This is a genomic window from Dyella marensis (genome assembly GCF_900112865.1).
GTDB lineage: Bacteria > Pseudomonadota > Gammaproteobacteria > Xanthomonadales > Rhodanobacteraceae > Dyella_D > Dyella_D marensis_A.
Map to the genome: position 1 here is coordinate 18,959 of NZ_FONH01000007.1, position 12,950 is coordinate 31,908.

Below are 12,950 nucleotides of genomic sequence, written 5' to 3' on the forward strand. Positions count from 1 at the left end.
TCGACCGGCTCTTGTCAATGCCCCGCCGCCTGCCATGGATATCCGAATGGACGTTGCATGGGCCACACAAAGGAACCGACCATGATCTTTCTACGCAGGCTGCCGATGGTTCTGCTGCTCGGGCTGGCGACAGGGTGCGCCTCGCAGGCCACCGCGCCGGGCGCTTCGACCCTGCAGGGCGACGCCGCGCATCCGGCGGCGACGCGCGGCTGGGTGGAGACGCGGCTGTATTTCGGCCTCGGCCTGGTCGACCAGCCCGACGGCGGCGTGAGCGAGCAGGCCTGGCGTACTTTCCTCGACCAGGAGGTGACGCCGCGCTTTCCCGACGGGCTCAGCGTGATCGACGTGTACGGGCAGTGGCAGGGCAAGCAGCAGGCCGCGCCCGAGCGGCTGCGCTCCAAGCAGCTGGTGGTCGACTATCCGGATTCGCCGGAGAGCCGCGCGAAGATCGAGGCCATCCGCGCGGCATGGAAGCAGCGCACGGGCGACCAGTCGGTATTGCGGGTGACGCAGCCGGTGGATGTATCGTTCTGACTTTTCGTCATGCCGGCGCAGGCCGGAATCCAGCGGCGGAAGAGCAGGGGCGGTGCGATCGCTTTCACGCGCTTTTCGTTACCGGATTGCGGCCTGCGCCGGCATGACGGGCTTTGAAGGAACTTACTTTTGAACAACACAAGCGCACGCCGCTGGCTCACACCCGGCGACCTCAACGGCTTCCTCGGCCTGGTGGTGGACAACCTGTCCATCATGGCCTTCATCGCCACCGCCTTGATCGGCCTGTTCGGCTTCCCCGCCGACATCGTGTTCCTGCGCATGTTTCCCGGCACCGCGCTGGGTGTGCTGCTGGGCAATCTCGCCTACACCGCGATGGCGCGCCGGCTGGCCGCGCGCGTGGGCCGCGACGACGTGACCGCGATGCCGCTGGGCCTGGATGCGCCGACCAGCATCGGCATGGCGCTGCTGGTGCTCGGCCCGGCCTTTGTGCATTTCAAGCAGGGCGGCATGGACGAGGCGGCCGCCGCGCAGGCCACCTGGGAACTGGGCATGGCCTCGCTGGTGGTGATGGGCGTGCTGAAGTTCGTGCTGTCGTTCTTCGGCGGCGCGGTGCAGCGGCATGTGCCGCGCGCGGGGCTGCTCGGTTCGATCGCCGGCATCGCCCTGGTGCTGATGGGTTTCCTGCCGCTGGTGGAGATCATGAAGGTGCCGCTGGTCGGCTTTGCCGGCCTGGGCGTGGTGCTGTACGCGCTGGTGGCGAAGGGGCGCCTGCCGTTCGGCGTGCCGGGCGTGCTGGCGGCGGTGGCGATCGGTGCGGCGCTGTACTACGTGCTGGGGCCGCTGGGCTGGCTGGGCAGCGGCTATCACGCGCCGGCCGGATGGACCTGGCGTTTCGCGCTGCCGCTGCCCACTCTCAGGTGGATCGACGGCATCGCCTACACCGTGCCGTATCTGCCGCTGATCCTGCCGTTCGGCTTGCTGATGGTGGTCGGCGGCATCAATGTCACCGAAAGCGCGCGCGCTGCCGGCGATGAATACCGCACCCGCGACATCCTGCTGGTGGAAGCGCTGGCGACCCTGGTCGCCGGTTTCTGCGGCGGCGTGGCGCAGACCACGCCGTATATCGGCCAGCCTTCGTACAAGGCGATGGGCGCGCGCAGCGGCTATACCCTGCTGACCGGCATCGTGATCGGACTGGGCGGCGTGTTCGGCTATCTGTCCAACCTGGTGGAGCTGGTGCCGCTGTCGGTGCTGGCGCCGATCCTGGTGTTCGTGGCGATCGGCATCACCGTGCAGGCGTTCGAGGCCACGCCGATGCGCTATGCGGCGGCGGTGGTATTCAGCTTCTTCCCGGCGATCGCGCGCATGGTGACGATCAAGCTGAGCGATCCGACCTATGTAGCGCCCGCGCATTTCGCCGAGCTGTTCGGCCAGCATGGGCATGGCGTGGCGGAGCTGGCGGTGATCACCATCCTGGGCAATGGCTTCATCATTACTTCGATGGTGTGGGCCAGCTTCGTGGTGGCGCTGATCGACGGCAAGACCGGGCGCGCGGCCTTGATCCTGCTGCTGGGCGGTGCGCTGACGCTGTTCGGCCTGATCCATTCGGTGGATCCGGCGGGCGGCGTGTATCTGCCTTGGCTGCTGGATGCGCAGGCGCGTGCGCTGGTGTGGCAGTTCGCCGGGGCTTACGGCGTGCTTGCGGTGGTGCTGCTGTTGCTCAGCGTGCAGCGCGGGAAGCCAGCGGCGACTTCGACCTAGGCCTGACGATATAGGCCGTTTGAACGAGCCCGGCATGGCCGGGCTTTTTCTTTGCGTTCTGCGACGCGTGCACGAATGGCGTATGAATTTGAGCAGGTACGGCGCAACTCATTTCGTCGCGTTTTGGGTAGCCTGTACGCCGGAACGCAACGTTGGGCGTTCCCGGCATGGATCGCTGCGCCGCAAGGCGAAGGACGGGAAAGTTCGGCAGTCCAGTCAGGTGTCTTGAAAGGGGACCATCGATGTTGCTCAACAACGCCGGCGCACTGGTGGAGGACCGTATTGTCCTCGGGCCGGGTGAGCCGTGGGAGGTTTTCTTCTTCGTTTCGGAAGTGGTAGCGGGCGCGGGCAAGGGGCATTTCAACGACGCGCACCGCTCGCTGGCCTATGTGCTGCGCAAGCTGGGCCTGGCCTGCGCCAGGGCCATGCTGGCCAGGCGGCTGGGCTGGCGAAAGCATGCCGCGCCACGCTTCATCGCGATTCGCCGAGGGGACGAAGTGCTCGGCGCCATGTTGCTGGAGCCGCAGCAGCTCAAGGACGGTTCGCCCATCCTGCTGATCGAATACATGGTCGTGGCGGCGGCTGCCCGCCGTGCCGGCATCGGCAGGCAGCTGGTGGAATATGCGAAGCGGCATGCACCGGCCGGCGGCGTGGAGAGCTACTGCACCGAGGCGTCGCGCGGGATGCAGCGGCTGCTCAAGCGCCAGGGCTTCATGCGCACGCACCGGGCCAGGGAAATCCAGGTCGCCGCGGACGACCGGCTGTCGGTGCCGTCGCGCTGGCTCTGGCGGCCGTAACGCTGTTGCGCAAGAAAAAAGGGCCCGGCATGCCGGGCCCTTTTCTTTGACCGATGGAGTGCACCCTCAGTCGCGCGCTTCCAGCGCCCGGTTCAGGCGCAGCGCGCCCAGCGTGCAGATCGCGCCCGACAGCAGATACACCGTCACCGCGCCCAGCCCGAACTTGCTCGACAGCCCCAGCGCCACCAGCGGCGCGAAGGCGGCGCCGATCAGCCAGGCCACGTCGGTGGTGAGGGCCGCGCCGGTGTAGCGGAAGCGGATCGGGAAGTTCGAGGTCACCGTGCCGGCGGACTGGCCGTAGGACAGGCCGAGCAGGGCGAAGCCGATCAGGATGAAGGCGTCCTGCGCGGCGCGGCTGCCGCCGAGCAGCCAGGGCGCGAAGAAACTGAAGATGCCGATCAGGGCGGCCAGCGTGCCCAGGGTGGTGCGGCGGCCGATGCGGTCGGCGACGAGGCCCGAGGCGATGGTGCCCAGGATGCCCACGCCCGCGCCGATCACCTGGATCAGCAGCACCTGGTTGACCGTCTGGGTCGAGCCCAGGGTGATCCACGACAGCGGGAACACCGTGACCAGGTGGAACAGCGCATAGCTGGCCAGGGCCGCGAAGGCGCCCAGGAAGATGTTGTAGTCCTGCTTGCGCAGCATCTCGAAGATGCCGATGGGTTCGAGCTCGCGCTCTTCCATCGCCTGGGTGTATTCCTCGGTCACCACCAGGCGCAGGCGGGCGAACAGCGCCACCACGTTGATGGCGAAGGCCACGAAGAACGGATAGCGCCAGCCCCAGCCCAGGAAGTCCTCGCCGGACAGCTGGCTGTGCAGGAACAGGAACAGCGCGCTGGCCAGCATGAAGCCGATCGGCGCGCCGAGCTGGCCGAGCATGGCGTACCAGCCGCGGCGGCCCTTCGGCGTATTGAGCGCCAGCAACGAGGGCAGGCCGTCCCAGGAGCCGCCGAAGGCGATGCCCTGCAGCAGGCGGAAGAACGCCAGCAGCGCGATGGCGCGCCAGCCCAAAGACTCGTAGCCGGGCAGGAAGGCCATGCCGACGGTGGCGCTGCCGAGCAGGAACAGCGCCGCGGTCAGCTTGGTGCCGCGGCTCCAGCGGCGCTGGATGGTCATGAACAGGGCGGTGCCGAACGGGCGCGCCACGAAGGCCAGGGCGAACACCACGAAGGACAGCAGCAGCCCGTGCAGGCGGTCGCGGAACGGGAAGAACACCGACGGGAACACCAGCACCGAGGCGATGCCGAAGACGAAGAAGTCGAAGTATTCGGAGGCGCGGCCGATCACCACGCCGACCGCGATCTCGCTGGGCGCGACCTGCGAATGGCCGGGGGCGGGCGTATCCGGCGCCGCGTGCGGGGAGCCGTGCTGGTCGGATCCGTGCTGATCAAAAGTGCTCGACATCGCCATGCTTGAACTTGAGAACCGGGGTAGTTCGCGTAAGGATCGCACCGGTGGCGTCGAACCGCCATGAGACAAAGTGTCCTATTCCGCGATGCAGCACGCGTAGGTTAACTTTTCAGGTCTCCCCCCATGCTTCTGGTCCCTTTCCGGCCCATGTCCTCCAAGGTTCTCCGCGGACTGCTGCTTCCTGCCGTCCTGTTGCTGTCGGGCTGCCAGACCGTGCTCATGTCGCCCTCCGGCGACCTGGCCGTGCAGCAGCGCGACATCATCCTTATCTCGCTGGTGCTGATGCTGCTCATCGTGGTGCCGGTGATCGGCCTCACGCTGTTCTTCGCCTGGCGCTACCGGGCCTCCAACCAGAAAGCCACCTACAAGCCGGACTGGGACCACTCCACCGTGCTGGAGCTGCTGATCTGGTCGGCCCCGCTGCTGATCATCATCGCGCTGGGCGCGCTGACCTGGGTGAGCACGCACAAGCTGGACCCGTTCCGTCCGCTGGAGCGTATCTCGCATGGCCGTGAGATCCCGGCCGGGGTCAAGCCGCTGGAAGTGGACGTGGTCGCGCTCGACTGGAAATGGCTGTTCATCTATCCGGAGCAGGGCATCGCCACGGTGAACGAACTGGCCGCGCCGGTCGATCGCCCGATCCAGTTCAAGATCACCGCCTCGACCGTGATGAACTCTTTCTTCATCCCCTCGCTGGCCGGCCAGATCTATGCCATGCCGGGCATGGAGACCAAGCTGCACGCCGTGATCAACAAGGCGGGCACTTATGAAGGCATCTCGGCGAACTACAGCGGCGCCGGCTTCTCGGGCATGCACTTCAAGTTCCTGGGCCTGAGCGAAGGCGAGTTCGAGCAGTGGGTGGCCAAGGCGAAGGATGGCGGCGCGCTGACGCGCGAGAGCTACCTGCAGCTGGAGAAGCCCAGCGAGAACGAGCCCGTGCGCCGCTACGCCAGCGTCGTGCCCGACCTGTATCCGGCCATCGTCAATCTGTGCGTTGCGCCAGGCACGCCCTGCATGCACGAGACCATGGCGAAAGACGCCGCCCGCGCAGGCAAGCCTGCGGGCGAGCACGACATGTCGCACATGGAACACATGGAGCACTGACCGTGCGCCGTCCGATTCGCCTTATGCATTACGCCTTGCCGGGTGTCCAAGATGTCTGACCATCCCGATCTGACCAAACTGATCTTCGGCCGTCTCAGCTGGGACGCCATCCCGTTCCACGAGCCGATCCTGCTGGCCACCTTCGCCGCCGTCCTCGTCGGCGGCCTGGTGCTGCTCGGCCTGATCACCAAGTACCGCCTGTGGGGCTATCTCTGGCACGAGTGGTTCACCAGCATCGATCACAAGAAGATCGGCATCATGTATATGGTGCTGGGCCTGGTGATGCTGCTGCGCGGCTTCGCCGACGCCATCATGATGCGCCTGCAGCAGGCGATCTCCTTCGGCGACAACCTCGGCTACCTGCCGCCGCATCACTACGACCAGGTCTTTACCGCCCATGGCGTGATCATGATCTTCTTCGTGGCGATGCCGATCGTGACCGGCCTGATGAACTACATCGTGCCGCTGCAGATCGGCGCGCGCGACGTGGCCTTCCCGTTCCTCAACAACTTCAGCTTCTGGATGACCACCAGCGGCGCCGTGCTGGTGATGGCCTCGCTGTTCGTGGGCGAGTTCGCGCGCACCGGCTGGCTGGCGTATCCGCCGCTGTCGGGCATCCTGGCCAGTCCGGACGTGGGCGTGGACTACTACATATGGTCCCTGCAGATAGCCGGCGTGGGAACGCTGCTGTCGGGCGTCAACCTGCTGGTCACCATCATCAAGATGCGCGCGCCGGGCATGAAGCTGATGCAGATGCCGGTGTTCACCTGGACCGCGCTGTGCACCAACGTGCTGATCATCGCCGCCTTCCCGGTGCTGACCGCGGTGCTGGCGCTGCTGTCGATGGACCGGTACCTGGGCACCCACATGTTCACCAACGAGCTTGGCGGCAACGCCATGATGTACGTGAACCTGATCTGGATCTGGGGCCATCCGGAGGTCTACATCCTGATCCTGCCGATGTTCGGCGTGTTCTCCGAAGTGGTGTCGACTTTTGCCGGCAAGCGCCTGTTCGGCTACACCTCGATGGTGTACGCGACGATCGTGATCACCGTGCTGTCCTACCTGGTCTGGCTGCACCACTTCTTCACGATGGGCTCGGGCGCGAGCGTGAACTCGTTCTTCGGCATCACCACGATGATCATCTCGATCCCCACGGGCGCGAAGATCTTCAACTGGCTGTTCACCATGTACCGCGGCCGCATCCGCTTCGAGCTGCCGATGATGTGGGTGGTGGCCTTCATGGTGACCTTCGTGATCGGCGGCATGACCGGCGTGCTGCTGGCGGTGCCGCCGGCGGACTTCTCGCTGCACAACAGCCTGTTCCTGATCGCGCACTTCCACAACGTGATCATCGGCGGCGTGCTGTTCGGCGCGTTCGCGGCGATCAACTTCTGGTTCCCGAAGGCGTTCGGCTTCAGGCTCGATCCGTTCTGGGGCAAGTGCTCGTTCTGGCTGTGGGTGGTGGGCTTCTACTTCGCCTTCATGCCGCTGTACGTGCTGGGCCTGATGGGCGTGACCCGCCGCATCAGCCACTTCGAGGATCCTTCGCTGCAGATCTGGTTCCAGATCGCCGCCTTCGGCGCGGTGCTGATCGCACTGGGCATCGGCGCGATGCTGATCCAGTTCGTGGTGAGTTTCCTGCGCCGCGAGCAGCTGCGCGACGTCACCGGCGATCCCTGGGGCGGCCGCACGCTGGAGTGGTCCACCTCCTCGCCGCCGCCGGCCTACAACTTCGCCTTCACCCCGGTGGTGCACGACGGCGATGCCTGGTGGCAGATGAAGCGGCTGGGCTGGCAACGTCCGCTGGCCGGGTTCATCGACATCCACATGCCGAAGAACACCGGGGCCGGCATCATCCTGGCCGGCATCAGCACGGTGCTGGGCTTCGCCATGATCTGGCAGATGTGGCTGCTCGCCGCGCTGGCCTTCGTCTCCCTGCTGGCCGTGGCGATCGGGCATACCTTCAACTACAACCGCGAGTACTACATCCAGGCCGCCGACGTGGCCCGGGTGGAGGCGGCGCGCACCGAGCAGCTGGCCAGCCATGTCTGACGCGAAGTCCTACGACACCTACAACACGGCCGCTGCGCCGCTGAGGTTCCACCAGGAAACCGAGCACCATCCGGAGAACGGCACGCTGCTCGGCTTCTGGCTGTACCTGATGAGCGACTGCCTGATCTTCGCCTGCCTGTTCGCGGTGTACGGCGTGCTGGGCCGCAGCTATGCGGGCGGTCCCACCGGCGCGGAGATCTTCGAGCTGCCGCTGGTGGCGCTCAATACCTCGCTGCTGCTGCTGTCGTCGATCACCTATGGCTTCGCCATGCTTGAGATGCAGCGCAACCGCGTGAACGGCACGCTGGTGTGGCTGGCCGTCACCGGCCTGCTGGGCGCGGGCTTCATCGGCATCGAGCTGTACGAGTTCGGCAACCTGATCGCCGAGGGCAACGGCCCGCAGCGCAGCGCCTTCCTGTCTTCGTTCTTCACCCTGGTCGGCACGCACGGCCTGCACGTGAGCTGCGGCATCATCTGGCTGATCACCTTGATGGTGCAGGTCAAGCGCAAGGGCCTGATCGGCCCGAACAAGCGCCGCCTGTGGTGCCTGTCGATGTTCTGGCATTTCCTGGACGTGGTGTGGATCGGCGTCTTCAGCTTTGTCTATCTGATGGGAGTGCTGCCGTGAGCGCGCATACCGACGTCCATGCCGCGCACGACGGCCACGATCATCACCACGACCCGCATGACGAGCATCACGACGACGGCATCGGCCACGTCTCGCTGAAGGGCTACATGATCGGCTTCGTGCTGGCGGTGCTGCTCACCGCAGTGCCGTTCGCGCTGGTGATGAGCGGTGGCCTGAAGGATTCCGGCACTACCGCGCTGGTGATCCTGGGCTTCGCCGCCGTGCAGATCGTGGTGCACATGGTGTACTTCCTGCACATGAACGCGAAGTCGGAGGGCGGCTGGAACATGCTGGCCCTGATCTTCACCGCGGTGCTGGTGCTGATCACCTTGAGCGGTTCGATCTGGGTGATGTACCACCTCAATCACAACATGATGCCGGCCCTGATGGACCCGCGGAACCTGCCGTGACCTCTCTCCCGGCGGTGCCATGCCTCGGCTAGGCGCCGCCGACGCGGTCGAACGCGGCCCGCGCGGGCCGCTCGCTTTATCCCTGCTGGCGCTGCTCGCGCTGGCGGCATTCGCCGGCTTCGTCGCGCTGGGCACCTGGCAGGTGCATCGCCTGGCCTGGAAGCGCGACCTGATCGCCCGCGTCGAGCAGCGCGTGCATGCACCGGCCACGCCCGCGCCCGCGCCGTCCGAATGGCCTGCGGTGACGGCGACCAGCCACGAATATCGTCACGTGCGCCTCGCCGGCAGTTTCCTTTACGAGCAGCAGGTCCTGGTCACGGCGAGCACCGCGCTGGGCAGCGGCTACTGGGTGATGACGCCCTTGCGCCAGGCGGACGGTTCGATCGTGCTGGTCAACCGCGGCTTCGTGCCGGCCCAGACCTGCGGGCGCGACGGTCCCTGCGTGCTTGGGCCTTCCGGCGAAACAATGATCACCGGCCTGCTGCGCACGCCCGAGACGAAAGTGTTCCTGCGCCACAACGATCCGGCGCACGCGCGCTGGTATGCGCGCGATGTGCAGGCGATCGCCGCCGCGCACGGCCTGGGCACGGTGGCGCCGTTCTTCGTCGACGCGGATGCCGATCCGCAGCATGCGGACGCCTGGCCGCGCGGCGGCCTGACCGTCACCCGCTTTCCCAACAGCCACCTGAGCTACCTGATCACCTGGTACGTGCTGGCGTTGATGGTGCTGGCGGCGGCGTTTTACGTGGGCCGCCACGAATACCGGCTGCGGCGCAGGCGGCGGGCCGGATAGGGCCCGGGGGCCGGAAATCTTTGCCGGCGGGCATTGACCTGTTGGCGGAGTCCCCGTATAGTTTCGCGCTTCCGGCGGGCGGTTAGCTCAGCGGTAGAGCACTGCCTTCACACGGCAGGTGTCACAAGTTCGATCCTTGTACCGCCCACCATCCCGATCGAAAAGAAGGCCACCCCCGCGGTGGCCTTCTTGTTTTCGCGCCGCCACCCTGCCGACGAAAGGGCATGGGAAGAGGCTGCGCTTACAATGCCCCGGCTGACCCGTAGGGATGACCGCCATGCACGAAGCTCTCGCCAATCTGCACCTGATCACGCTGACGCCATGGAAAGTCATCGGCCTGCTCGGCACGCTGCTGTTCACCGCACGCTGGTTCGTGCAGTTCTACGCCACCAAGAAGCAGAAGAAAGTAGTGGTGCCGATGTCGTTCTGGTACCTGTCGGTCGCCGGCAGCGTGCTGACCCTGGCCTATTTCATCTGGGGCAAGAACGATTCGGTCGGCATCATCCAGACGGCCTTCCCGATGCTGGTGTCGATCTACAACGTGTTCTCGCACCTGCGCCAGCACAAGCCGGAGACGGTGCGGCCGGGCGGGCCGGAAGAGACCTGAGCAAACCCAGGTTCCGTCAACCTCACGACGGCGTCATCCCGGCGCAGGCCGGGATCCAGTGGCGGCAATATCCGGTTGTCGTCGAGCGCTTCAGAAGCAGCTTTTGGCCATGCAAAGAGGTTGCGTGGTCGTCACTGGATCCCGGCCTGCGCCGGGATGACGTCGGGGTAAATCCGCGCCATCCGGCTAGTTCTTCCCCTCAATCCGGGTCGTAATCCAGGTTCGGCGCCAGCCACCGTTCCGCTTCCTCGCGCGTCCAGCCCTTGCGCTTGGCGTAATCCTCGACCTGTTCGCGGGTCAACCGTCCCACTACGAAGTACTGGCTGTCCGGGTGCGAGAAGTACCAGCCGGACACCGCCGCGGTGGGATACATGGCGTAGCCCTCGGTCAGCTCGATGCCCGCGTTGGCGGTGGCGTCCAGCAGCTTGAACAGCGTGCTCTTCTCGGTGTGGTCCGGGCAGGCCGGATAGCCGGGGGCGGGGCGGATGCCGCGGTATTTCTCGTCGATCAGCGCTTCGTTGTCCAGCGCCTCGTCCGGCGCATAGCCCCAGAACTCGCGGCGCACGCGCTGGTGCATGCGTTCGGCGAAGGCTTCGGCGAGGCGGTCGGCCAAGGCCTTGAGCAGGATCGACGAGTAGTCGTCGTGCGCCGCTTCGAAGCGCGCCACGTGTTCCTCGATGCCGATGCCCGCGGTGACGGCGAACGCGCCCACCCAGTCCTGCTTGCCGGCTTCCTTCGGCGCGATGAAATCGCCCAGCGAGAAATCCGGCCGGTCCGCCGGCTTGTCGGCCTGCTGGCGCAGGTGGCGCAGCACGGCGAGCTTGCGGCCGTCCTCGCCGTAGACCTCGGTGTCGTCGCCCACCTGCGCCGCGCGCCAGAAGCCGATCACCGCGCGCGCGGTCAGCCAACGCTCGGCGACGATGCGGTCGAGCATGGCCTGCGCATCGCGGAACAGTTCGCTGGCCTGGGTGCCGACGATCTCGTCCTTGAGGATGGCCGGATAGCGCCCCGCCAGTTCCCAGGCCTGGAAGAACGGCGTCCAGTCGATGTACTCGCGCAGCTCGGCCAGGTCGTAGGCGTCGAACACAGTGACGCCGGGCTGGCGCGGCTGCGGCGGCGCGTAGCCGGCCCAGTCGCAGGTGTAGCGCTGCGCGCGAGCCTTCTCCAGCGGCACCAGGCTCTTGCCGGGGCCGCGGTTGCGATGGCGCTCGCGCACTTCCTCGTAGTCGGCGCGTACCTTGGCCATGAAGGCGTCGACCAGGTCCTTGCTGACCAGCGACTGCGCCACGCCGACGGCACGCGAGGCGTCTTTCACCCACACGGTCGGCGCCTTGTAATGCGGATCGATCTTCAGCGCGGTATGCGCGCGCGAGGTGGTGGCGCCGCCGATCAGCAGGGGAATGCTGAACTCCTGCCGCTGCATCTCGCGCGCGACATGGCTCATCTCTTCCAGCGAAGGCGTGATCAGGCCGGACAGGCCGATCAGGTCGGCGTTGTGCTCGCGCGCGGCATCCAGGATCTTCTGTGCCGGCACCATCACGCCCAGGTCGATCACGTCGAAGTTGTTGCAGCGGAGTACCACGCCGACGATGTTCTTGCCGATGTCGTGCACGTCGCCCTTCACCGTGGCCATCACGATGGTGCCGTTGTTCTTGCCGACGTCGCCGGTGCGCGCTTTTTCTTCCTCGATATACGGCAGCAGGTAGGCCACCGCCTTCTTCATCACGCGGGCCGACTTGACCACCTGCGGCAGGAACATCTTGCCGGCGCCGAACAGGTCGCCGACCACGTTCATGCCGTCCATCAGCGGGCCTTCGATCACGTCCAGCGGACGCGTGGCGAGCTGGCGCGCCTCTTCGGTATCGGCGTCGACGAAAGCGTCGATGCCGTGCACCAGGGCGTGGCTGAGGCGCTCGCGCACGGGCTTCTCGCGCCAGGCCAGGTTCTCGACGACGACTTCGCCCTTCCTGGCCTTATAGTTGTCGGCGATCTCCAGCAGGCGCTCGGTGGCGTCGGGGCGGCGATTGAGCACCACGTCCTCGACGCGCTCGCGCAGCTCGGCCGGCACGTCGTCGTAGATCATCAGTGCGCCGGCGTTGACGATGCCCATGTCCATGCCGGCCTTGATGGCGTGGTACAGGAATACCGAGTGGATCGCCTCGCGCACGGTGTTGTTGCCGCGGAACGAGAACGACACGTTGGAGACGCCGCCGGAAATATGGCTGAGCGGGAAGCGCCGCTTCAGCTCGCGGGTGGCTTCGATGAAGTCCACCGCATAGTTGTTGTGCTCCTCGATGCCGGTGGCGATGGCAAAGATATTGGGGTCGAAGACGATGTCTTCCGGCGGGAAGTCGAGCTGTTCGGTGAGCAACGCATAGGCGCGCGAACAGATTTCCACCTTGCGCTCGCAGGTGTCGGCCTGGCCCTGCTCGTCGAAGGCCATCACCACCACGGCGGCGCCGTACTGCTGCACCTTGCGCGCGTGTTCGAGGAACAGCTCCTCGCCTTCCTTCATCGAGATCGAGTTGACGATGCCCTTGCCCTGCAGGCAGCGCAGGCCGGCCTCGAGCACGGTCCACTTGGAGGAGTCGACCATCACCGGCACGCGGGCGATGTCGGGTTCGGCGGCGATCAGGTTGAGGAAGCGGGTCATCGCCGCTTCCGAATCGATCAGGCCCTCGTCCATGTTGACGTCGATGATCTGCGCGCCGCTGGCGACCTGCTGGCGCGCCACGTCGACGGCCTCCTCGTAGCGGTCTTCCTTGATCAGCTTGCGGAACTGCGCGGAGCCGGTGACGTTGGTGCGCTCGCCGACGTTGACGAACAGCAGGTCCGGCGTGATGACCAGCGGCTCCAGGCCGGACAATCGGGTATGGCGTGTGCTCATCGG

General features: G+C 66.2%; 11 protein-coding genes and 1 tRNA gene. 10 read left to right on the forward strand and 2 right to left on the reverse strand.

Annotated elements, in window-relative coordinates; genetic code table 11:
• Positions 1-81 precede the first annotated feature (81 nt).
• From BM172_RS11785 to BM172_RS11795, 3 genes are all read left to right on the forward strand, one after another.
• Complete coding sequence (locus BM172_RS11785) at positions 82-534, forward strand: DUF3574 domain-containing protein (protein WP_026633313.1); 453 nt, start codon at positions 82-84, stop codon at positions 532-534.
• Between the two features lie 129 nt (positions 535-663).
• Positions 664-2,256, forward strand: a complete 1,593-nt coding sequence (locus tag BM172_RS11790; protein ID WP_026633312.1) for a SulP family inorganic anion transporter — start codon at positions 664-666, stop codon at positions 2,254-2,256.
• A gap of 245 nt (positions 2,257-2,501) precedes the next feature.
• Positions 2,502-3,053 (forward strand): GNAT family N-acetyltransferase, encoded by a 552-nt coding sequence (locus tag BM172_RS11795; RefSeq protein WP_177218814.1) that lies wholly within the window; start codon positions 2,502-2,504, stop codon positions 3,051-3,053.
• Between the two features lie 66 nt (positions 3,054-3,119).
• Here the strand turns inward: BM172_RS11795 and BM172_RS11800 are convergent, their stop codons facing one another.
• Entirely contained in the window at positions 3,120-4,457 is a 1,338-nt protein-coding gene (locus BM172_RS11800; RefSeq protein ID WP_197022821.1) for an MFS transporter, read from the reverse strand.
• Between the two features lie 153 nt (positions 4,458-4,610).
• On the opposite strand from BM172_RS11800, the gene cyoA reads away from it, so the two are divergent.
• From cyoA to BM172_RS11835, 7 genes are all read left to right on the forward strand, one after another.
• The gene (gene cyoA, locus BM172_RS11805; protein ID WP_051548294.1) at positions 4,611-5,567 is read left to right on the forward strand and encodes a ubiquinol oxidase subunit II; all 957 of its coding nucleotides are present in this window, start codon (positions 4,611-4,613) and stop codon (positions 5,565-5,567) included.
• Positions 5,568-5,618: 51 nt separating this feature from the next.
• Positions 5,619-7,622: a cytochrome o ubiquinol oxidase subunit I gene (gene cyoB, locus BM172_RS11810; RefSeq protein ID WP_026633309.1), complete on the forward strand. Its 2,004-nt coding sequence runs from the start codon at positions 5,619-5,621 to the stop codon at positions 7,620-7,622.
• Positions 7,615-8,250: a cytochrome o ubiquinol oxidase subunit III gene (gene cyoC / locus BM172_RS11815; protein WP_026633308.1), complete on the forward strand. Its 636-nt coding sequence runs from the start codon at positions 7,615-7,617 to the stop codon at positions 8,248-8,250. The genes cyoB and cyoC overlap by 8 nt, the downstream gene beginning before the upstream one ends.
• Positions 8,247-8,660: a cytochrome o ubiquinol oxidase subunit IV gene (gene cyoD, locus BM172_RS11820; protein ID WP_026633307.1), complete on the forward strand. Its 414-nt coding sequence runs from the start codon at positions 8,247-8,249 to the stop codon at positions 8,658-8,660. The genes cyoC and cyoD overlap by 4 nt, the downstream gene beginning before the upstream one ends.
• A gap of 19 nt (positions 8,661-8,679) precedes the next feature.
• Positions 8,680-9,453 (forward strand): SURF1 family protein, encoded by a 774-nt coding sequence (locus BM172_RS11825; RefSeq protein ID WP_026633306.1) that lies wholly within the window; start codon positions 8,680-8,682, stop codon positions 9,451-9,453.
• 76 nt (positions 9,454-9,529) lie between these two features.
• Positions 9,530-9,604: transfer RNA gene (locus BM172_RS11830), tRNA-Val, on the forward strand.
• Between the two features lie 126 nt (positions 9,605-9,730).
• On the forward strand, positions 9,731-10,060 hold the full coding sequence (locus tag BM172_RS11835) for a lipid-A-disaccharide synthase N-terminal domain-containing protein (RefSeq protein ID WP_026633305.1): 330 nt from the start codon (positions 9,731-9,733) through the stop codon (positions 10,058-10,060).
• A 199-nt stretch (positions 10,061-10,259) separates the two neighbouring features.
• Here BM172_RS11835 and metH read toward each other — a convergent pair whose 3' ends face one another.
• Positions 10,260-12,947 (reverse strand): methionine synthase, encoded by a 2,688-nt coding sequence (gene metH, locus BM172_RS11840; protein WP_026633304.1) that lies wholly within the window; start codon positions 12,945-12,947, stop codon positions 10,260-10,262.
• Between the last annotated feature and the right edge of the window lie 3 nt (positions 12,948-12,950).

Bases quoted from the DNA above. Each gene is read 5' to 3' on its own strand.
- metH (WP_026633304.1), bottom strand. From the start codon at position 12,947: ATGAGCACACGCCATACCCGATTGTCCGGCCTGGAGCCGCTGGTCATC.
- BM172_RS11835 (WP_026633305.1), top strand. From the start codon at position 9,731: ATGCACGAAGCTCTCGCCAATCTGCACCTGATCACGCTGACGCCATGG.
- BM172_RS11785 (WP_026633313.1), top strand. From the start codon at position 82: ATGATCTTTCTACGCAGGCTGCCGATGGTTCTGCTGCTCGGGCTGGCG.
- cyoC (WP_026633308.1), top strand. From the start codon at position 7,615: ATGTCTGACGCGAAGTCCTACGACACCTACAACACGGCCGCTGCGCCG.
- BM172_RS11800 (WP_197022821.1), bottom strand. From the start codon at position 4,457: ATGTCGAGCACTTTTGATCAGCACGGATCCGACCAGCACGGCTCCCCG.
- cyoA (WP_051548294.1), top strand. From the start codon at position 4,611: ATGTCCTCCAAGGTTCTCCGCGGACTGCTGCTTCCTGCCGTCCTGTTG.
- cyoB (WP_026633309.1), top strand. From the start codon at position 5,619: ATGTCTGACCATCCCGATCTGACCAAACTGATCTTCGGCCGTCTCAGC.
- BM172_RS11825 (WP_026633306.1), top strand. From the start codon at position 8,680: ATGCCTCGGCTAGGCGCCGCCGACGCGGTCGAACGCGGCCCGCGCGGG.